The organism is Deferrivibrio sp. (assembly GCF_055117995.1).
Window position 1 is genome coordinate 81,878 of sequence record NZ_JBSQOT010000002.1, and the last position, 22,973, is coordinate 104,850.

Genomic DNA, 22,973 nt, shown 5'->3' on the forward strand with positions numbered 1-22,973 from the left:
TTATAGCAGTTTATACTATAATTGAAAAATATCACAAAGGTTTTTCAAAATAAAGTTATTATTTGACATTTCACCGCATCAATAAATTTATATTTTCTGTATTATTTTTATAAAATTTTATTGTCATTCGTTTTTTTTATGCTAAAATTTGTTCATGCACATAATTTTCAGACAACATGATCAATTTTTCAGTGTGGAAGATAATTTTGTTGAAATGTTTATGTTATCAAAGCATTATTACACTATTTCTATCGTACCGGATTTTATAAACGGCTTTGAAAACATAAAGGGGGATATTTACCCTATAATCAGCATTTTCGGCATTGTTAATAAAGAACCGCAGAAAGAGTCCCCACTTTACCTTCTAAAACTTAAAGAGCCATACAATATGTTACTATACAGCACTGTAAAGCCAAATCTTATTGAAATTCTGGAAAACACACCAAAAGTTGAAATGCAGGCAAATCTGAAAGGGGTTTGCAACTTCGCATTCAGAATGGGCAATGATACTATTTACAATTTAAATCTTAATAAAATTGAAAATTCACTTATAGATTACCAAAAGTACAATATGAACGGAGATGCTTATGATAAAAAAAGTATTTAGCCTAAAAACTATTGTCTACTCAAGGCTTATTTTCCTGTCAGTATTATTTTTTATATTTATGCTTTCAATATTGGCACTGACATCCAATCTTATAAACAAGCTTTATGATAAACATACCTATTTAATCCAGGAAAACATCGTAGAATTGATTGAGTCAAAAATCGATGCTGAAGTTAGCAATATTGAAAACACCTTTACCAAAATCCATCTCATGGCTGATAAAAACAATGGAAATATTTATGAGGTTATAAAAAATTCCTCGGCCGGAAATAATACCAAATTTAATCTGTATGAATTTTCTGATCAAACGTATCTTTTGATATATGCAAGCTCGGAAAAACCGGCAAATACTATTAAATTTAATCCGGAAATAACAACGGCTGTTTATGCAGGTGGAAGCAAAATATACAAATCCCTTTCAAAAGACAATATCATTTTGAACGGATATTACGGATATGAATATAAAGACAAAAAATACGTTTTGCAAGTATATAAGACTGTGCCATTAAAACTTGCTCAGGTTGAAAATCTTGAGATTTTAAATGACGCTTCTTACAAATTTGTTGGATTTGATAATGAAGAAATCGGGGCATCCACCAAAAATATCAATGTAAACCCAAATACACATTTTGTATCAGCCACAAAACAATTTATAAAAATATCTTTTGACACAAGCAAAGATACTGCAAACGCAAGCACACTAATAATCGTTGGTCTTTTAATACTTTTTATATTCTGGCTTATAACAGAAATTTTCTACTATAAATTTTCCAACAAGCCTATAATAGAAATCACCAACTCACTTACCAGCATATTGAATAATGAAAGACAGGTAAATTTTAGTGAGCAGCATATTGAAGAATATGACAGGGTTTCAAAAACAATTCAGGCTGTAATTGATAAATTGTCATCCCAGCAGCAACAAATGGAAGTACTTCTTAACAGATTGCCTATCCCTGTAACGGTAATAGACAATAAATTTAATTTTATTTACAGAAACAGTTTCTTCAACAATATGCTTTCCCTGCCTGATGATATAGGTGACCAGAATTTTCTTGATATAATTCCAGAAACATTAAAAGTAATTGAAACAAATCTCACAACTTTTATGAATTCTCCAAAGCAAAAAGATAAATTTGAACTGTATGACCCGAAAAAAGATGAATACTATATCGTAAGATTTGGGAAAATTTCAGATGAAAAAGGGAAAACCGTTAATACCATTATCCTCTTCAATGATATTACTTTCCAGAAAAAAGAGTTTGAAAATCAGAAAAAGAGAAAAGAAGAGATTGAAAATATTCTTCTAAACATTGAAGAGTCTGTAATGAGGCTGTCTGCATCATCTTCAGAATTAAAAACTTCTGCAGAGTCCCTTAGCACAATGCTTGCACAGCAAAACACAAGCCTTGCTGAAACAAATGTTGCTATACAGGAACTTACGACCTCAGCAGACAACATTCTTACAAAAACAAAACACATACTTGATGTCTCAGGAAAGGTTGACAACGCCTCACAGGTTGGATTCGGAGAGGTGGAAAAGTCTGTAGTGAAGTTAAACTCCGTAATTAAAATTACCGACGAATTGACAGATACAATCTTTCAACTTAATAAAAAAACACACAATATAAATAAAATATTGAAGACAATATATGAAATTTCCGAGCAAACAAATCTGCTTGCCTTAAATGCATCAATTGAATCAGTTAGAGGGGAAACCAACAGTATGGCATTTAAAATCATTGCTGAAGAGATAAGGGAGCTTTCAGACAAGACCTACAGTTTCAGCAAAGAAATAGAAAAAGAGGTCGAGGAAATAACTGATTTCGGCTCAAAATCTGTTATGACAGTTGAAGAGGCAGAAAAATTAATTAAAAACATGCTGGAACATATGCAGGAAAACAAAGGAAATTTTGAGTTTATCAAGAATGAAGCAGACCATATAAACAAACATTTAATAGAAATAAATGAAGTAATAAAAGATTTGAACAATGCTTCAAATGACATTCTGACCACGTCAAACGACCTGTCTCTTGCTATGAAAGATGCTCTTAAATCAGCAAAAGAATCTCAGGATGCAAGCCAGGATGTAGACAGCGTTATCAAAAATTTAAACGAAACACTGGCTCATTTGGGTAAACTTAAGTAATGATAGATGATAAGAAACTAAGAGACCTATTTGTTGACGAAGTTTTGTATCATATAAGGTCAGCCCGTGATTTTTTGAACAAGTCTTTTGAATCATCTCAAGTCAGCAATGAAGTCTTTAAAATTGTCAAAGTTTTTCACACCATCAAGGGCTCTGCAGGCATTATGGGGCTTGAGAGGTTTGGAGACATTCTTCACAAGTGTGAAAATTTCTTCCAGACTATATCAAATAAAGGGTTTACGCCTGACAGCAAAATAAAATCTATTCGCATAATAGATGAAATAGAAGCCCTTATTACAAACTTCCCTAAAAACTTTGATGAGTACCTCGACAAACTGGAAACATTAATAAATAGTAATGAGGTACCGGACATTGAGAAAGAGCCCATAACAAACACCGAAATCAAAGAAGAAACCTCCTCAATTAAAAATGTAAATGAGGATATTATTCGCCAGGTCAGGGATCTTACAGAGGAGCTGACCCAAATCGTAGAATTTAGCTTTAAACCTAACAGCTCCAGGGAGAAAGAAAAGTATAAAGAAAAAATATCGGAACTTTTTCACTATATTGAAAGCATAACACTATTAAACCTCGAAGAAATTGCTCCCAAAATAAAAAACATTGCCCATTATACCGCTACAAAACAGAATAAAAATATTAAAATTGAAATAAACTTCAACAAAATAGGCGTAGATAAAAATTTTTTCAGCATTGTCGAGGAAGCACTCATTCACCTTGTCCGAAATGCAGTATCTCACGGCATTGAAGTCCCCGATATCAGATTAAAAAAAGGTAAAGAGAAAGCAGGTATAATAAAAGTCAATGCGTCAAGCACGGGCAGTAAAATAAAGATTCTGGTAGAAGACGACGGCGGTGGTATTGATTCAGGCAAAATTGCAAAAAAAGCAGTAGAAATGGGGATTATAAGTGAAAATGAAGCAAAGACTTTACCTGAAACGAGACTACTTGAATTTATCTTCACACCAAACTTTTCTACTGCTGAAAAAATTGACAATATCAGCGGAAGGGGAGTTGGGCTTGATATCGTAAAGGAAAGGATTGAAGCTATCGGTGGAATTGTCAGAGTTAAATCTTCTGAAAAAGGCACTGTCTTTACTCTTGAAATCCCGGTATCGTTTAACATTCTACACTGCATTGTAATATCAACCGAAAAAGAAAAAATAGGGATACCGGTATATTTAGTTGATAAGTTTATTAAAATAAATAAAGATAATTTTGATTCCGTAAGTGGCAGGCTAATATACAATGACAAAGAATACAATATAGTTCATACCGGTAGTCTGGTCCAAAAAAATGTGGGCAATGAAAGCCTGGCAGTTATAATCAGAAACAAAAATACTATTATCACTTGTGAAAACTATGAAGGCGAAAAACTCTTTACTGTAAAGGAGGTTCAAGGTATTTTAAAAACTATTCCCCATATAATCGGGTTTGCAATAGATGACGATTTAAGACCCCTTGCGATAATAAATCCCCTTACAATAGGCTCAAAGAACAATTTTGTGCCAAATAACGTAAATGATAGCCCCTCAGTAAACTCCAAAAACAGGCAATATAAGGCACTGGTAGCTGACGATAATGCACTTATAAGAGAAATGATTTCAGACTTTTTAAAAAGTATTGATATAAAAACCGTTATTGCAAAAAACGGCAAAGAGGCCCTTAAAATATATAAGTCTCAAAAATTTGATTTAATAATCACTGACATAGAAATGCCTGAAATGGATGGGATATCTCTTTTAAAAGAGATAAGAGAATCTGACAAAATTGTGCCTGTACTTATACTAAGCTCACGTGGTGAAGATAATGATATTACACTTGCTTTCAAAAGCGGTGCAAATGGGTATTTTGTAAAAAAATTCTTTTCCAGAGAAAACTTTATTAAAAAGGTAAAAACGCTAATATGACTGACAAACTAAAACTATTCATTGTTGATGATTCTGCATACATTAGAAATTACCTCAAATCTAACCTTAAAGATACATTTGAAATTGTGGGTGAAGCAAAAGATGGTGTGGAAGCACTTAAGATTGTTTACTCTATAAACCCTGACATAATCGTTCTTGATCTGATGATGCCAAAAATGACTGGCGATGCTGTTGCAAAAGCTATTATGTCTACAAAACCGATCCCAATTATACTGCTTACATCTTTAACTGATGCTGAAATAAAAAAATCGTTTAATCTCTTAGAAAATACCGTTGTTGATATTATTAAAAAACCGATAGAACTTGATGAAAACTTTATTGATAATCTCAAAAGAAAAATAAAAATCTGTGCCAATCTCAAAATAAACAAAGTTGGTGAAACACTCGCTCAGGCACTAACAACACCCAATATCGAACATAAAAGTAAATATATACTGACTATTGGGGTTTCAACAGGTGGTCCAAAAACATTAAAAAATATTATCCCATTTCTTACATCTATAAAAAACCTCCCCTTGATAGTTGTTCAACACATTGAGCCAGACTTTGAAGCCGGTTATTTAAACTGGATAAAGGATTTTTCCAATAAAGAAACTGTTTTGATAAACAAAAAACTAAGGCTTGATGACAGGCTGTTTATTTGTTCGCCGAAATTCAATGTTGAAATAGAGTCAAAGGGGGAAACTGCCTATCTTTTTCCTGTGGAAACGACGCCAAACCAACTGTTTTTCCCAAGCATTGACAACATCGTATCAAATATTGCATATAAACTGAAAAATAGACTTATTCATATTCAACTTACAGGGCTTGGAAATGATGGTCAGCATGCCTCAAATTTGGTTAAAAAGCTTGGGGGTATCGTAATTGCACAAAAACCTGAAGCCGCCATTGCAAGCTCAATGCCAAGAGCAGTAATGGACATAGCAGACTATGTACTTGATCTTACACAAATAAATGAAAAAATAATGGAGATATTAAGGGTATAATGATTTTGGCGCTTGTAAAAAAGCCTTTACTTAAGGCTCAGTTAAAAAACTATTTCGATGAAATATCATTTTACGACTCACCTATTGAACTTGCCCAGGATATCCACAAACATCCCGAAATAGCGCTGATTATTGAAAATACAGGTTTTGAAATCAGCGGATTTTTATTTTCTGCCATAATCGACAATTTAATACCCGATAGGGTATTTCACATCTATCTTGTTACAAACGACACATCCAAATCGTTTCTTGTCAACAAGACTTTCCATAACATACATACCGTTTCATACAATAACATCAACGGACTTCTAAACGAAATAGTTTTTGACAAATCAACAACTGTAAAAATAGACCACGAACTTTTTTATGATACTTTTGAGAAAATTTTTATTACCGAGAAAATAAAAACATTTATTATGGACTATTCAAGCCTTGTTTTAGAAAACATTTATGAACCAAATATATGGTTTATGGAATATTTTGAACTTATAAAGCTTATAACAGGGTTTGATAAAATAATTATCAAAATCACCCATGATGACAAGCATATTATATTTTCAAGTATTAACAATTTTAGAGAATATCACATTCTTATGAACGAAATCTCAAGAGATTTAAATGACTCAATTTTAATCACCCCTGACAACTTTTACCAGATTGAAAATGAAGATAGCTTTGTAAAATACAATATTGAATCATTCAATGAAAAAATAGGTGAAATTATCTTCTTATTTTATAAATCAGCCTTCAGTGAGGATTTTCTGAAGTCTGTTTTGAAATTTCTCCTCAATCCTATTAAAATTTTCAAATGGTATAACTCATACCAATATCTTAAAAACAGGGTAGAATCCAAAAATAACATAACAAGAATCTTTTCAAATATCCTGAAAAATCTTGGGAAGAATATGCCTATGGCAAAACATATTGCGATTGTGGCTGAAAAATCTACATGGCTCAGTCTCAAAGCACAAAATGATATTTACTATATTATCACTACTTCTCCGGCTGAAATATGCTCAATCCTTTATATACACCTCAACAATCTACTGTCTGAAGGCGAAAAAGAATTTAAAGATATTATCTATTCCTTAAACAGCTTTATACATAAAAATATACTTCACCTTTACCCAATGCCTCTTGGAATACTTAAAGTTGATGAAGATAAAATAACTTTTTCAGCTACTGAAGGAATAATAGGGCTATATAAATCAGCTACCTCAAAAAAAATTATTGAAACAGGCATGCAATATTTCGGAACATATGATATAATAAATCCGGTGATTAAAGAATTTTCTTACGATGATGAGACAAAAATTCAAATTTTACCTGACTTATTTTTTTGTACATTTAATGAGAGAAAAAAAATAATAAATGACTTTTTAAAAGGTTAATCTATGAATGCAGAAAAGATAGACGAAATAAAACATCTCGTTAAGGTCTATTCGGGACTTCTGATTAAAGAAAGTCTCGAAATGAAATTTGATGAAACATACAAAACCTGGGTGGCCAGGACAGGGAATAATCCTTATAAGCTTGCCGACCTTTTAAAAAACAATACGGAAATGTTGCGGGAGTTTATTTCAGATTTGACTATAAATGAGTCTTATTTTTTCAGAAATGCCGAGCAATTTAAATGTATTGACCAAATTGTATCAACCCCTATCAATAAAAAACCTGAGATTAAAATTCTCTCAATAGGGTGTTCGAATGGGTGCGAACCTTATTCCATTGCAATTTATATACATAAATATCTCCCTGAAATATTTAAAAAAATATCAATAATCGGTATCGATATCAGTCAAAAGGTAATTGATATAGCCAAGAGTGGAGTTTATCAAAGCTGGTATTTGAGACATACCAGAAAAGAATTTCAAGAAGAATATTTTGAAATGACAGAAAACAATCAGTTTGCTGTTGTTGACAAAATAAAAAACAAAGTGCAGTTTGAGACAGCAAACTTTCTGGACTATGAAGCGGCCGAAAAGTACCAAATAATCTTCTGCAGGAATTTTCTTATATACTTTGAACCGGATACTGTTAATAAGATTTGCGATAAAATTGCCAATTTAATTGACAAAAATGGTATCGTCATATTTGGCAACTCAGATGCCCTTCTTGTCAACCAATCCGATTTAATCAAAAAAGGCTGCTATTATACAATAGATGTAGCTACCGAAGAAAATATTAAAAATATTAACGATATATCAGTGCGTGTATCTTATGACATCAACTCAAAAGTCAACAGGCCCAAAAAAGATGAGTCGGAAGTGTTTAAAAAAGGGGTGCAGTTTATAAAATCGGAAGACTACGTTGAGGCTGCAAAGGAATTTGAGTTTATACTGACAAATATTAACCCCAAAAATATAAGGGCAGCTACATTCTTAGGTTATTCATATTACAAACTAAACAATCTAAGTCAGGCTAAGGCGGTATTAAAAAAGGTATTGGACACCGAATCCTTATCCTATGAGGCATATTTATTGTATGCCATAATCCTTTACGAAGAAAAAAACTGTGCAGAGGCACTCGAATACTTAAGAAAGGCACTTTTCATTAACCCTCAAAGTGAAATAAGCTGGTTTTATCTGGGTAAAATATATGAATGTCAAAAAGAAACTTCTTCTGCAGTAAATGCTTACAAAAAAGCCCTGTCCTTTCTTGAATTGCTGCCTGAAAATAAGAAGTACCCTTTGTCACCCGAGATTTCATCAGGTATGTTAAAAGAATGGATTACCAACAAAATCAGTGAGATTGAAAAAGGCAGTCATTAAAAAATATTAGGAAATATTTGGGCATTTAAATGCAAAAATCAGTTAGAAAGACTTTAGTATATCCTTTTTAAGCTCATCAAGCTCTTCATCGGTAGTTTTTCCAAAATCCACATTGCCAATTAATTTGCCAACTTTCTGCAAAATTTCTTTGTCAGAGTTTCCTATTTCTGCAAGAATATCAGAGATAAAAGCAAGTTTTTTTGCATCAGTAGAAATACTTACTTTATCAAGACTTTTTTCGGGGGAAGATTTTTCCTGGGCAGATGCCTTACTGTATTTCACCTGCTTGTTATAAGTCCTCAAAATGTCATAAATCTTTCCGCCCTGTATAGTCATATGGACCGTCCCTGATATATTTCTACACTAACGTAATCGGCACTCCCAAAAAAAACTTTAGAAAAAATTTTTATTTTAAAAATTTTTCAGGAAACATTTTGTGCCAATTGGTATTTTTTTGATAACAGTGCGCAAAATTAATTATCTTTTCCTCTTCAAAATAGTTGCCAAGCAGCTGAAATCCAACCGGTAAATTATTTTTATCAAACCCGCAAGGGACAGACACCCCGCACCCGCCAAACAAATTAAGAGAAATAGTAAATATGTCGCTGAGATACATACTTATAGGGTCATCCATTTTTTCACCAAACTTAAATGCAGTATTCGGAGAAGTAGGCGCAAGTATCACATCAACCTTTTTATAGGCTTCTACAAAGTCCTGCTTAATCAATGACCTTACTTTTTGGGCTTTAAGATAGTAGGCATCATAATATCCGGCACTGAGCACATACGTACCCAACATAATCCTTCTTTTTACCTCTTTTCCAAAACCTTTTGACCTCGTGGATTCATACATATCAATCAACCCTTCGGCTTCACTTCTGAAAGCATATCTTACACCATCATATCTTGCCAGGTTGCTTGAAGCCTCAGCTGTTGCAACGATATAGTAAACGGCCACCGCATATTCTGTATGAGGCATGCTAATTTCAACCATATCAGCCCCTTGCTTTTTGTAAAAATCTATAACTTCATTCACCCTGTTTAATACGTCAGGTTCTATACCACCTTCAAAATACTCCTTCGGTATGCCAATTTTCTTACCCTTGATACTGGTATCAACATTTTTTGTATAATCCCTGCTTTCTATATTTATTGATGTGGAATCTTTAGGGTCATATTTACCGATTACTTTCAACAAGTGAGCACTGTCAACTATATCTCTTGAAAAAGGCCCTATTTGATCAAGACTTGATGCAAATGCTACCAGTCCATATCTTGAAACCCTTCCATAGGTGGGTTTGAAGCCACAAACTCCACAAAGAGAAGCTGGCTGTCTTATTGAACCACCGGTATCACTCCCAAGACTTACTGGTGCAAGTCCGGCAGCAACGCTTACTGCCGCTCCGCCACTGGAGCCTCCGGGAACCCTTTCTGTATCCCATGGGTTTTTGGTTTTTTTATAATATGATGTTTCTGTAGAAGAACCCATTGCAAATTCGTCCATATTTAATTTTCCAAGAATTATAAATCCATTTTCTTTCAACAAGCTGGTAACAGTAGCATCATAAGGAGGATTAAAATGTTCAAGAATTTTTGATGAACAGGTTGTATCAATCCCTTTCGTAATGATATTATCTTTAAGCGCCACAGGAATCCCTGCATACTCAGGCAAAACCTCACCTTTTGCTCTTTTTTCATCAATAATTTTTGCCTCATCAAGGGCATTTTCGTTCAGGGCAAGAAACGAGTCAAGCTGTTGATCATATTTCTCAATTCTATCAAGATAAAACTTTGTCAGCTCAAAGGCAGAAATTTTCTTGTCCTTAAGATAATTAACCAGCTCATTTATATTTGTCTTCAGTAAATCCATATTATTCACCTCTAATCAATTACTCGTGGAACCTTAAAATGGCTATGCTCACTCTGGGGTGCATTCTTGAATACATCATCTTCATCAAGTCCTGGCTTTTGCACATCATCCCTGAAAACATTTACGACATCAAGGGCATGTGATGTCGGCTCTATACCTGCTGTATCAAGCTCATTCAATTTGTCTATATAGTTTAAAATATTGTTAAGGTCTGTCCTCAAACCCTCAATCTCGTCCTCTTCAAGTCTTAGTCTTGCAAGTTTTGCAATTTTCAAAACCTCTTCTCTACTCAATTTTTCGGCCACAAAATTCCTCCGATTTTTTTATTGCTTATATTATACCAAATTATCTAATAGGTCAAAAATCTTTTTACTATTTTTTTCAAACCGCAAAGTTTAAAAAACACATCTACTTTGGCGTCGTCACCACTTCCTGTAACAGATATAACTATCCCTTCACCAAATTTTTCGTGTCTTACCTTTGCACCCTCTCTTATCTCTTTTGTGATATTTTCATTTAGGCTAACCGCTGGAATTCTAAATTCACTTATAAATGTAGAAGCAGATGAATTTACCCTTTTTCCATAATGAAGTCTTGATAATGCATGAGTCAGGTAAAGATTTCTTTTCGCCCTGGTAACCCCAACATAGCATAATCTCCTTTCCTCTTCAAAAGCCCTTTCATTATCCATGCTCCCGTAAAGAGGAAAAAGACCTTCTTCAAGGCCTGTCAAAAATACCGTGTCAAATTCAAGCCCTTTTGCAGCATGTATAGTCATTACATTCACATTTTCACCGGCATCTTCATCAGTAGCAGTTACAAGGGTAATATTTGCCAGAAATTCTGTCAAACTAATCCCCCCTTTTTCTTCCATAGCTGCGGCTGAGTTTATCAGCTCTTCAAGGTTTAAAAGACGCTTTTCAAAAACAGCAACCTCTTCAAACTGTTTTAAATATTCTTCATATTCCGTTTTTTTAATAACATAATCTATCATTTCTGATACCAAAGTAAGTTCCTTCAAACCTTCAAAAATTCTAAGATAGCCTTCCAGATTTTCTCTCTGCTTTGAATTAAAGCTACTTAAGTTTGCACTTATTGCCTGAAAGATATTCACATTATTCTCAAAAGCATAACTAATCAATCTATCAATTGTGGCATTGCCAAAACCCCTTGAAGGGTTTTTTATACTCCTTATAAACGACTGAAAATCATAAGGGTTTTCAAATAATCTCAAATACGACAGGATATCTTTTATTTCTCTTCTCTGGTAAAAACCTATACTCCCTATAACCTTGTAAGGGATATTGTGTTTATTAAACTCCACCTCAAAATTTCTTGACTGGGCATTTGTCCTGTAAAGAACAGCAATTTCACTGTATCTACAACCCTCTTCATTCACGAGTTTTTTAATTTTATTTGCAACCCAGGCGGCCTCCTCCTGTTCGTCGTAACAGCTTTTGGTTAAAATTTCACCTTTTAAGTTCAGGGCTGGAATAAGTTCTTTACCCCTTCTAAATCTGTTGTTTGAAATAAGCTTATTGGCTCCTATAAGAACATCCTGCTGGCTTCTGTAATTATTTATAAGTTTTATAACTTTTGTATTTTCAAAAAATTTGTCAAAATCAAGAATATTGTTTATGTCAGCGCCCCGCCATCCGTAAATAGACTGGTCATCATCACCCACAGCGCATATATTGCCGTTTTTACCGGTAAGTTGCTGTAGAAAAATAAACTGCAGCGCATTTGTATCCTGGTATTCATCCACCAAAATATGCTTGAAACAATTCTGATAATAACCTGCAATACCAGGATTTTTCAATAAAATTCTTACCACCAGGGATACCATGTCGTCAAAATCTACCATATTTAGAAATTTAAGGTTTTTATTATATTCTTCAAACACCTCTGAAGCCATATAATACTCTTCGTTTAGAGGCAGATTTTTTACATACGAAAGGGTATTTTTGAAACTGCTTATCATATTCAGATAAACTTTTGGCGGATACTTTTTGGAGTCAATGTTAAGTTTTTTCAAAATATCTCTGATTAGTGCCAATCTGTCTTCCTGATCAATAACACCGAAGTTTTGTGGTAATTCTGCATTTTCACACTCTATCCTCAAAAGTCTTAATGCAATGGAGTGAAATGTGCCAAGCCAAAGGTTGTTTACCTCTTGCCCCACGAGTGAGCTAAGTCTATGCTTCATTTCAGATGCGGCCTTATTGGTAAAAGTAACCGCCATAATTTTTTCTGGTTCAACAGATTCATTTTTAATAAGATTGTATATTCTGTAGGTGATTACCCTTGTTTTCCCGGTGCCTGCTCCAGCCAGTACCAAAAGCGGGCCATTGGTGTAAGTAACTGCTTCATACTGCTCATCATTTAACATATCTTTAAGATTCATATTTAACGTCCGCTACCGCCCTGTTATAAGCATAGGCAATATCGCTTCTTCTAAGCAGTCCCAAAAACTTCAGTTTGCCTTCCGGTGTTTCTTCAACCACAGGCAATGCCCCCAAATCTTTCCTGTTGAATTTTTTTATCGCCTTTGCAAGATCCTCTTCGGGCAAAAGATAGACAATATTTGATTTTGTAGCTATTTCTCCTGCTACAACAATATCTTCTATCCCTTCTTCAAATATTACACTTCTTATATCTTCAATGGAAATAATCCCGATAAGAGTGTCATTGTGGTCAAGTACAGGGAAATAGTTGTTTCTTGCTCTCTTAAAACTTTCTTTTATCTGTCTAAAAGGTGTATCTTCATGAAACGTTACTACATCCTTCTCCATTATTTCCTTCACTTTTATCCCTTTTAGTATACTCTCTTCGGCACCTTTCTTTATATTTATCCCCTGCTTTTTGAGAATCCAGGTAAAGATCGACTCCTTCTCAAGATAATTTGCCACTACATTTGCTATGATCGCAGAAAGCATAAGCGGCAAAATAATTTGGTAGTTTTGCGTAATTTCAAATATAATAAGAATCGAAGTAAGAGGCGCTCTGATAGTAGCAGCAAGCATTGCACTCATTGCAACAAGCCCGTATGCTCCGCTGTATGCAGTAATATCAGGAAAAAGCAGTCCAAATAGCCACCCCATAAATCCTCCGGTAGCGGCACCTAAAAACAGTGAAGGAACAAAAAGTCCTCCTGAACCACCAGAACCAAGTGTAAGAGATGTTGCCACAATTTTCAAAATGAGAATAACAACAAGGAATACCCCAACCCTTTCTGATATTAAAATTTCGTGAATAGTGTCGTAGCCTACGCCAATAATTTCCCTTGAAAAAATAGCGATACCACCCATTAAAAGTCCGCCAATAGCAGGTTTTACATATTTTGGAATTTTGAGCTCTTCAAAAAAATCTTCAAATTTATAAAATATTCTTATAAATGCTACACCCACAACTGCACAAACAATCCCAAGAATCGCATAAAGTGGTAATTCGAGAAAACTCTTCAAAACATATGAAGGTGCCTCAAAAGTCACGTGGTTACCAAGATATGCCCTTGAAACTGTTGTGGCAATTACTGATGAAATAATTATAGGACTAAAGGTTTTTAATCCAAATTCACCAAGCAACACTTCTGCAGCAAACATTGCACCACCGATAGGAGCGTTAAATGTTGCGGCAAGACCACCTGCTGCTCCACAGGCTATTGCCCCCTTCATCCTTTCTGAAGAATATTTAAAGACCCTTCCTATCCCTGAGCCAATTGATGCTCCTATCTGGACAATTGGCCCCTCCCTACCTGCGGAACCACCGGTACCAAGAGTAATTGCCGAAGAGACCGTTTTAACAAGCGCAACTGATGAGCTAATCTTTTTATTCAGTGCAATAGCTTTTATTACATCCGGCACACCATGCCCTTTGGCCGATTTAAAAATAAGCCCTATTATCCCGACGGCAAGGCCGCCAATAGCCGGAACAAATAAAACTTTGTAAAAAGGTTCGGTTTTTAAAAGATACAATATGTATTCATCTTTACTGCCGTAAAAAAATTGCTGTACGACACCTATCAAATATCTAAAAAGAATATTTCCGTAACCTGCAGCAAGACCTATCAAAACAGCCACAACAGATATCTTTATCTCTTCATGCTCATCAATAAAATCCTGAAAAAAATTTTTCATGCCAAATCCTCAACATTACACATATGTCTATCTGCAAAGTGTTTCTAATAAGACTTAAACTAAAATCAGTCAAGAGTTATCAGCTCAACTTTATAATATTTTAATTTTTTTGAACTTGACTCAAAATAACCATTACGCCAGTATTTGGTAGAAAAAGCTCCCTACTTAATATGCGCTCTTCATATCGTCTCTCACTTAAATTTATGTAAAGATATTTACCGTAAAATGGCAGCATGGCTATACACCCCCTTTTTTAAGATAAATTTTAACATAAATATGCAGCCAAATCAAATCACCAAAATAAAAAAGCCGCCTAAAAAAGGCGGCAAAACTTGGGAGGTTTTATGTTACGCTTTAAGATAGTCTTAAAATTTTTTACTGATGCCCCTGTGGATTTTTCTTAAAATATTCTTTCATTTTAACAGGGTCTGGCTTCATAGTATCCTTGCCAGGCTCCCAGCCGGCAGGACAAACTTCACCATGCTCCCTTACATATTGAAGGGCATCTATATTTCTTAAAATTTCCTTCACATTTCTACCGATTCCCAAATCGTGAATAAGTTCAAATTGAACTTTTCCGTCAGGGTCGATTATAAACGTAGCCCTTAATGCCATTCCACCTGGCAACAGCACACCGTAGCTTTCAGAAATTTCCTTTGTAAAGTCAGCTACAAGCGGATAATTAAGCTGCCCAAGGCCACCTTCTTCTCTCGGTGTGTTCACCCAGGCAAGGTGAGAAAATTTACTGTCAGTAGAAACACCTATTATTTCTGTGTTTCTTTTCTTAAATTCTGGATATGCATCTGACAGAGCAGTAATCTCTGTAGGGCAAACAAAAGTGAAATCAAGTGGATAAAAGAAAAGAACAACCCACTTACCCTTATAATCTTCCAGCTTAATTCTTTGAAAACCTGTACCTACTACTGCTTCTGCATCAAAAGCAGGCGCTTGCTTTGTCACCAAACTCATCTTTTTCCTCCTTCACAACCTTTATTATAGAATTATTCTAAATTCAGAATCAGAAATTGTCAAGAAAAAAATAAGACCTTTTTTATCTTTTTTTTAAAATCTTCCCCTAAGGGTGATATAAAATGCACTGCTTGTTTTTCCCCACTGACTAAAACTTTTTGCATATGAGATACTTATATCCCCTATTCCCATATCTACATTAAACATTAGACCGACATCCTTATAAAAAGGAGTGCTGCCGCTTTCATAATAAACTTTACCAGCTTCAAAAAAAGGACCTATCATAACATTTTCAACAATCTCGTATGGCATTCCAAAATTTAAGTGAAAGTATCCTGTGCCACCATATACATTTCCAAGTTCATCCTCAGGCCCTAATTCTCTTAATGAGAAAGCTTTCATCATCTTTTGTCCGCCGAGAGTAAACCTATAAAGTAATGGAGTAGACTCAGTATTACCTAAAATTTTTCCTGCATTTAAGTCCAGACTCGTATAAAAATTCCCCCAGATTTTCTTTTGCAAAAAAAAGTTCGTTTCCACAGTAAGAAGACTAAAATCTGACTCCAATAACATGTTATTGTCAATACTGACACTAAAAGGGAAAAGCAATAGGTTGGAATTTAGTTTATTAAATGAATACTTGAGAGGTATTTTAAGAAATCGGTATTTTTTGTTGTAGTGGTTATTTGCAAAATTGGCATCATATATTTTTAAATTTTCAGCAAATAAACCGTAATCAAGCCTGAAGCTTTCACCGTAAATGCTCTCCATATATCCAAACCTCAGACCTTTATATTTAAAATCATCCATATCTTTTTTGAAATAATTGGTACTGTAGTTAATTTTCAATATATTGTCGTATAATTTTGAAAGCTTAGAAAGTCCTAAAAGGTAACTTTCCTCTTTTTTTGAAAACGTTACAGATGAATCCAACACATACTCGGTACCTAAAACACCAAATCTCTTATAACCTAATGATAATATAAACTGGTCGACATTGTTGTACTGCAAATCGATAAACATTAAGTTCTTTTTGGCTTTTTTAAAGCCGAATACTATATCGGCATCTTCATTATCCTGAATTACACTTAACCTGTAATCGTTTATGTTGAGACTGTTTTTAATCACATAACGGATATTTTCTATTTTTTTTATAGTGACAACTTCACCCCGTTTTATCCTTTTTAAAATAATTTTCGTTATTCTTTTGTCCTCTGTCAGGACATCTCTTAGGTAAAGTTTTTTAAAATCACTTTTAAAATAGATATCAACCGTATTGTTATCTTTATTGTATACAACTTTATCCTCTATAATGTAATTATAATAGTATTCCTCTCTCAATTTATTTTTAATTTCATTTAAAATTGCATTTTTTGCCTTATTACTGTAAAACTCATTAAAATTAGTCAAAAATGTTTTATCATTTAGATAAACATTACCGATACGTGCCTTGTCTTTTAAATTAATATCTATCAAAAGACTGTTTTTTTCACGACTGATTGTCAAATCATATAAATAATAACCAATCCCGTTTAATATATTCTGTAGCAGATTTTTTATCTCAGGAACATCAGACAGTTGCTCTTCATTTAAAACACTGATTATACTATCCGGATTAACTCCACCATTTATTTTGACATCATATTTATATTTCTCTTTCTGCTTGAGTGAATTAACATTTACAACTATTTCATTGTCATCTAAATTAAAAAACAGATCACTCCCAAATTCGTCTATTAATGCAAGATATGTTTTGCCCACACTGTAGCTGTCAGGGTTTTTCAGATTCTTAACAACAATATCAATAGCCTTATCAATCAAATTTTCAGGAAGTCCTTTAATGTTAAAATTATATCTTTTTGATTCGTTTATTTTGATTACAAGGCTAACCGTTTTATGAAAAGAAGGTAAAATCGACAATATGGAATTAAGCGGAAAATTTAAATCTAAAAATGGTCTACCGGTAGATTTTTCGTAGTAGATTTGATAATCAGGAAAAAGTATGCCATCTTTCTTTATTTTTTTAAGCTCCTGCTCTTTTATACCATCAATTAGCTCTTGAGTAAGAATTTTTGGAATGATAAATTTTTCTGAATATATTTCTTTATCTTTATAATATACTGCCATTTCAGTTAAAACATATAACTTTCCTTCATTTATAAAAATATCAAGTATGCCATTGTTAAACTTATAATAAACTTCCACATCAAGAAAACCGTTATCTTTATAAAATTTTCTTATTTTATCTGTATAATTTTCAAAAGTATCAAGGTATACCGGTGAATTATCATAAAATGCCGCAGCCGAAATTATAGTGCTATCCAGAAAATTAATATTTCCGTGAAGTCTCAGTTTATCAACATTTAAAGATTCGAATATTTCAAGCTTTTCTTCGTTAAGCTCATATGAATAGACATTTAACGATTCCAGAAGTGTCTTGATATCATCATATCTTTTCTTATTAGCGTATTCCTCTATTTTAAGACGTATATTCTCATTTATATCCCCTTCAATCTCAAAAGAGTACGCCAGATTACACACAAGATTAAAAAGAATAAAATATACTAAAGCCCGCACCGTTGCTCCCGTTGTTATTTGAAATTACATTAAAATTTAACCAGTCAAACAGTGTGTAGTAACCAACAATTTCATCCCCTTTCTCACCACTTTTAAGCCTGTATACTACTTTCAACCTATCCGTGAACGTCCTGCCGATAGAAAAATATCCAAGACTCTGGTAGTCATTATCAATTCCTATGCTGTTTATCCCAAAAAACTTATTTGTAACAGAAAGTATGTTTGCAAATGCTTCACCACTAAAAAGGTCACCTATCAGGTTTCCGGTTGCATTATTCTTTGACTTAAGATTTGCAAAACCAGCTCCACCGGGGGAAATATCTCTTATTTCAACACTGTATTCGGGCAGAAAACCCTTTATGTTTAGCAAAATATATTTATAATTGCCTGTGCCTTTAGAAAATATGTTCAGAAAAGGTGGTTTTTTCTCAGACAGAGTGAGCTTACCCTGCAAAATGTTAAACCTCTCACCACCCAAAACCAGATATGAATCTGTTGATTCAAGGTAACCCGTAACTGTAAGCTCTTTATTATATTTTAAACGCAAATTAAAGCTCAGTTTTGAATCAAAATATTTATTTTTAGTTGTCACAGGGTTTACACTTTTAATTGTCAAATCGATATCAAATGGAATTTTTTTATTTCCACCGGATTTCCTGAATTCTTTAAATTCGTAATCCCCTTTAATTATATTCACGTCACCAGACAATTTATTTTTTGAGTACTGAACATACCCTTTTACTGTACCGGTAAAGTTTGCAGCATTTACAAATACATTGTCAAACACAATGCCCAGGAAACTGTCAGAAACTCTTCTGAAATCAGGCACACTAAAGCTTCCATCAATATTGCTATCAAGATAGTTCATTGAAAATACACCAGATATCCCCTTACCTTTAAAATTTGTTTCCAGGCCGATATCATTTAAATTTACCCCATAATCTGGGATATATAACCTGAATTTCCCTTTCAGGTTTCCATATAAATTTAAACCATTCGATTCATTATCCATGCTAAATTTTACATCCCCTGTCAATGAATGCTCTTTTATACCATGAAAATTCACTGAAACGTTATCAACAGTTATCATACCTTTAATTGTTTTATCTTTATAATCAATATTGTGAATCAGCAGATTTTGAATCTCATTTGTACTAAGATGAAAAGAAGCATTGTTAACAGAAAAATCATGCAAATTAAAGTTTGAAGAAAAACTGCCTATATTAAAATTTCTTCCTCCAAACAATCCTTTGAAAACCCCATTTTTAATCTCTATATTTTTAAAATCTTCGGAGCTAAACTTGAAATCTCCACTTAACCTATTGATATCTTTAAAGTCAAACTCATTTATTGTGCCATGGCCTTCAAGTAGGCTTTTTAAAGGAAATATCACCACTTCAAAAATAGCATTTTTGCTTCTGGCAGATAAATTTAATTTTTCTTTTTTGCCATTTAGCCTTATATGAAATGCTTCTTTAAGTTTATCCTCTTCAGCATCAGCTTGAAAAAATATTTCCGGATCGTTTATGTTGCCATTTATTTTTAAAGAGATATTTTTCAGGTTAATGATCGAATCTATAAATTGCCCTTTATCTATATCCAGATTTATCTTTTTACTGTCAAATTCAAATGTACCTATGTCAAAATATTTATTGTTATCGATTTCAAGCTGGCTAAAAATCAATTTTTTGTTTTTTATTCTGCTTTTAAAATAAACTTTTCTGTCGCGAAAATTTGATGTGCCGTCAATCGTACCTTCAAGCACTTTGTTATAGCCTATCTCATAATGACCTATGATATTTTCATTTCTGCCTTCATAAATGCTGTTTAAATTTAAAGTATAACTACCCTCAGTAAAATATGAAAAACCGCTGTCGCTTCTCTCAGCATAGCCTGACCCTTGCGCCATATTATTATCTCTAAGCAAAGAATATTCAAAAGACAGTTTATTGTTATTAAATAAAAAGTTAACATCCAGACTGTCAAAAGAAAACTTTTTGTAAGTCAGACCTTTATTTGTGCTTATTTCCCCTCTCACTTTCAAGTTTCCGTCGTAATTGATATCAATTGCGGTATTCAATTCATGTTGTATGCCTGTCAGATTTTCAAGATATGGGTTATTTGTAACCTTGCCTGTAAAATGAAACTCATAGCGATTTTTATCAATTATCTGGCCGCCACCTGAAACATCAATACTTTTTGATTTAATAGACAAATCTTTTAGAAAAATCATATCTTTTATAATAAGACCGGAGCTGATAACTATTTTTTCGTTCCAGAATATTTCGGCATTAAGCCCAAATTTCTTCGTGCCATAATCCCCTGATAATTTAGCCTTTTCAATAAAAACTTCCTGGTTATAAAATCTGAAAGTTTTCCCCTTTATGTCGTCAATCAGAATACTGATATCTTTTTTTTCGGGCTCAATAGCTCCTTTGGCAAAAAATGTAAAATTATCAAATGTTATATTATCACTGTCAAAGTAAAATTTTTTACTATCGCCATTAAAATTGAGCTTCCCTGTAAAGGACTTATCATTAAATCTCAACAAACTTAAATTGGCTTCTGCATTCAGCTTGCTATTTTCAAATTTACCCGTTGCAACTATTTCACCACTTAAACCACCATGAATCAATTTTAAAATATCATCCCTTGCATATAAGCTGAAATTACCGTTCACAGCCCCCTGAGACAGGTTTAAATCATTTAACAAAATAAAAATATTCTTGCCTCTAACTGTCGCCTTTTCAATATTTACAATATTTGAACCAACTGCCCCCTGCATATCAACATTAAATTCTTCATTTATATGTCCATTTTTAATGCTTACGTTTTCAATATGTGCATTTATCCTTTTACTGTCATATTCTCCTTTTTTTACATTACCTGTAAAGTGATAATCTTTATACTGGCCGTTTACAATAATGTCTGAAAGTATTATCTGTTGAATAAAATACGGCTCAAAATGTTTTTGGCCACCCCCTACCTTATTGAAACTAAACTCCCCCTTTGAAATTTTTAATCGCAAAAAACTTGAAAAAATGCCTTTTAAGTCCACGTCAGCCCTAACTTCCTCAAAATAACCATCCATGTCATCAGAATGAATTGAAAGATTTGAAACATCGATAAAAAAAGGGAAAAAAACAGTATTGATTTTACCAATCTCTACAAACTCTTTTTTAATATTAAAAAAAGAAAGTATCTTTTCAGGGTATCTGGCAATGACTATATTAATAACTATAAGAGCAAATGATATTACAATCGTTAACCAGAGGAGGACTCTGAAAGTCCTCTGTAAAATTTTTGTCATCAGTTTTTGCCATTATATTTTTCGATATACTCTTTTATACCCTCAAAAATATTCTCTGCAATGGCCTTCCTATAGTCTCTACTTTTAAATTTATTTAGATATTTTTTATTTGATAAAAAGCCGCACTCTACAAGAATAGATGGCATTTTAGCGCCAACAAGGACATAAAAAGGTGCTTGCTTTACCCCAAGGTCCTTATCTTTTAGTCCGCTGGAAAGGTTATTCTGGACATATTTTGCAAGCATCAATGATTCTTCAAGTTTTGAATTAAGCATAATATCCTTTAAAATACCCTGCAAATCAGACAACGATTTTTCAGTTGCCTGGTTTTCAAATGCGGCAACTTCAAGAGCTGCTTTATCATTGGTCACGTTTAATACGTAAGTTTCCACGCCGTATGCACTTGTATTTCTGCTGGCATTGATATGTATTGAGACAAAGAGGTCTGCCCTCTTTCTGTTTGCAAAGGCTGTTCTTTCTTCAAGAGGGATAAAAACATCGGTGTCCCTTGTCATGTACACTTTGATATCTTTAAAATTGGATTCAATAAGCTCTTTCAAATAAATTCCAGCATCAAGCACGATATCCTTTTCTTTTAAACCATAATAGGTTGCTCCGGGGTCATGTCCACCGTGTCCAGGGTCAATTACTATAGTTTTTACTTTTAAACCAAAAACACTTGCAAGGGTGCCTGTCTTTTCGTCATACTTTGAATCTGAAACATTTGATTTTGCTGAGTTGCCTTCCTGACCATTACTGACATCTATAACAATTCTGTCCGGGTTACTCATTGTAAATACAGTAAAATCTTTAACATTCTGACTATCAAGAACAATTCTTGTAGTCCCCCTGTCAAAAATACCCCACCTCACAGATTTTAACAAACCGTCTTTTATATCAATCACTTTAGGAATAGATTTATTGATATCTGTATCAAACAAATCAATAAACAATCTTGGTGGTTTATTATAGTCCGGATTTGCCCTCAGCCAGTGCTTTTCAAATTTTGGGATATCATTCACATCAATTACTACCCTTGTATAGTCATCACTACTGTAATATCTAATATTTTTTACCTGTACCCCACTGTTTTTACTTTTAGACGATTCAGCTTTGTTATCTTTATTTTTAACTGCCCTAATCTCCTGCTCTTTATAAAATTTTGCATCTATCTCTTTCAACTTTTTCTCTGCCTTTTTTGCTTCGGGCCTTGATTTGAATTTGTAAATAAGTTTATTTAACATATATTTTGCCGAAGCATAGTCCCCCAACAAAATATAAATATCTGCAGCATAAAGATAAGATTCCGCTGCCCATTTTGAATTATAATTTACTGCAGCAAGTCTGAAATATTTGAGCGCATTTTTTAGGTCATCTTTGTTTTTAAATCTTTCATAACTTCTCAAGTATGTCTTGCCACACAGGTAAAGGGAATCATCCGCAAGTTTTGATCTTGGGGATTTTTTGTATAAATTATAAAACTTCTCAGCCACAATTGCATAAGAAGTCCTGGTTGCACTTTTTGATTTTTCAATATAGTTAAAGTCATTTTTTACGCCATTGTATTCATTTATCGAAATAGCACCAAATGAACTTGCATTTATTAACAAAATTATAAATAAAATTTTGATTATTTTTATAAACATAAT

The 22,973-nt window shown here is 33.4% G+C and carries 16 protein-coding genes; 6 read left to right on the plus strand and 10 right to left on the minus strand.

What is annotated here, in order from left to right:
- The first annotated feature begins 154 nt into the window (after positions 1-154).
- From ACTCAF_RS01270 to ACTCAF_RS01295, 6 genes are read left to right on the plus strand one after another with little or no spacing between them, the layout of a single operon-like run.
- Complete coding sequence (locus ACTCAF_RS01270) at positions 155-607, plus strand: hypothetical protein (RefSeq protein ID WP_463061485.1); 453 nt, start codon at positions 155-157, stop codon at positions 605-607.
- Positions 588-2,756 carry a methyl-accepting chemotaxis protein gene (locus ACTCAF_RS01275; RefSeq protein ID WP_463061486.1) on the plus strand — a complete coding sequence of 723 codons (2,169 nt, stop codon included), beginning with the start codon at positions 588-590 and terminating at the stop codon, positions 2,754-2,756. The genes ACTCAF_RS01270 and ACTCAF_RS01275 overlap by 20 nt, the downstream gene beginning before the upstream one ends.
- Positions 2,756-4,684 (plus strand): hybrid sensor histidine kinase/response regulator, encoded by a 1,929-nt coding sequence (locus ACTCAF_RS01280; RefSeq protein WP_463061487.1) that lies wholly within the window; start codon positions 2,756-2,758, stop codon positions 4,682-4,684. The genes ACTCAF_RS01275 and ACTCAF_RS01280 overlap by 1 nt, the downstream gene beginning before the upstream one ends.
- The gene (locus tag ACTCAF_RS01285; RefSeq protein ID WP_463061488.1) at positions 4,681-5,691 is read left to right on the plus strand and encodes a chemotaxis protein CheB; all 1,011 of its coding nucleotides are present in this window, start codon (positions 4,681-4,683) and stop codon (positions 5,689-5,691) included. The genes ACTCAF_RS01280 and ACTCAF_RS01285 overlap by 4 nt, the downstream gene beginning before the upstream one ends.
- On the plus strand, positions 5,691-7,082 hold the full coding sequence (locus ACTCAF_RS01290) for a hypothetical protein (protein WP_463061489.1): 1,392 nt from the start codon (positions 5,691-5,693) through the stop codon (positions 7,080-7,082). Before ACTCAF_RS01285 ends, ACTCAF_RS01290 begins: the two co-directional genes overlap by 1 nt.
- Positions 7,083-7,085: 3 nt before the next feature.
- Positions 7,086-8,462, plus strand: a complete 1,377-nt coding sequence (locus ACTCAF_RS01295; RefSeq protein ID WP_463061490.1) for a CheR family methyltransferase — start codon at positions 7,086-7,088, stop codon at positions 8,460-8,462.
- Positions 8,463-8,504: 42 nt separating this feature from the next.
- Here ACTCAF_RS01295 and ACTCAF_RS01300 read toward each other — a convergent pair whose 3' ends face one another.
- The 10 genes from ACTCAF_RS01300 to ACTCAF_RS01345 all read right to left on the minus strand — a co-directional run bounded on the left by ACTCAF_RS01300 (position 8,505) and on the right by ACTCAF_RS01345 (position 22,970).
- A complete protein-coding gene (locus tag ACTCAF_RS01300; RefSeq protein ID WP_463061491.1) occupies positions 8,505-8,798 on the minus strand; it encodes a hypothetical protein in 294 nt (97 codons plus the stop codon).
- 70 nt (positions 8,799-8,868) lie between these two features.
- Positions 8,869-10,332 (minus strand): Asp-tRNA(Asn)/Glu-tRNA(Gln) amidotransferase subunit GatA, encoded by a 1,464-nt coding sequence (gatA, locus tag ACTCAF_RS01305; RefSeq protein WP_463061492.1) that lies wholly within the window; start codon positions 10,330-10,332, stop codon positions 8,869-8,871.
- 11 nt (positions 10,333-10,343) lie between these two features.
- The gene (gatC, locus tag ACTCAF_RS01310; protein ID WP_463061493.1) at positions 10,344-10,637 is read right to left on the minus strand and encodes an Asp-tRNA(Asn)/Glu-tRNA(Gln) amidotransferase subunit GatC; all 294 of its coding nucleotides are present in this window, start codon (positions 10,635-10,637) and stop codon (positions 10,344-10,346) included.
- Between the two features lie 44 nt (positions 10,638-10,681).
- Positions 10,682-12,736: an ATP-dependent helicase gene (locus ACTCAF_RS01315; protein WP_463061494.1), complete on the minus strand. Its 2,055-nt coding sequence runs from the start codon at positions 12,734-12,736 to the stop codon at positions 10,682-10,684.
- Positions 12,726-14,468 (minus strand): chloride channel protein, encoded by a 1,743-nt coding sequence (locus ACTCAF_RS01320; protein ID WP_463061495.1) that lies wholly within the window; start codon positions 14,466-14,468, stop codon positions 12,726-12,728. Before ACTCAF_RS01320 ends, ACTCAF_RS01315 begins: the two co-directional genes overlap by 11 nt.
- Before the next feature lie 100 nt (positions 14,469-14,568).
- Entirely contained in the window at positions 14,569-14,703 is a 135-nt protein-coding gene (locus tag ACTCAF_RS01325) for a hypothetical protein (RefSeq protein WP_463061496.1), read from the minus strand.
- A gap of 140 nt (positions 14,704-14,843) precedes the next feature.
- Complete coding sequence (locus tag ACTCAF_RS01330; protein ID WP_463061497.1) at positions 14,844-15,437, minus strand: peroxiredoxin; 594 nt, start codon at positions 15,435-15,437, stop codon at positions 14,844-14,846.
- 93 nt (positions 15,438-15,530) lie between these two features.
- Positions 15,531-18,014, minus strand: coding sequence for a BamA/TamA family outer membrane protein (locus ACTCAF_RS01335; protein ID WP_463061498.1), 2,484 nt, complete (start codon positions 18,012-18,014; stop codon positions 15,531-15,533).
- Positions 17,983-21,324 carry a translocation/assembly module TamB domain-containing protein gene (locus tag ACTCAF_RS01340; protein WP_463061499.1) on the minus strand — a complete coding sequence of 1,114 codons (3,342 nt, stop codon included), beginning with the start codon at positions 21,322-21,324 and terminating at the stop codon, positions 17,983-17,985. Before ACTCAF_RS01340 ends, ACTCAF_RS01335 begins: the two co-directional genes overlap by 32 nt.
- Positions 21,324-22,970 (minus strand): N-acetylmuramoyl-L-alanine amidase, encoded by a 1,647-nt coding sequence (locus ACTCAF_RS01345; protein WP_463061500.1) that lies wholly within the window; start codon positions 22,968-22,970, stop codon positions 21,324-21,326. The genes ACTCAF_RS01340 and ACTCAF_RS01345 overlap by 1 nt, the downstream gene beginning before the upstream one ends.
- Between the last annotated feature and the right edge of the window lie 3 nt (positions 22,971-22,973).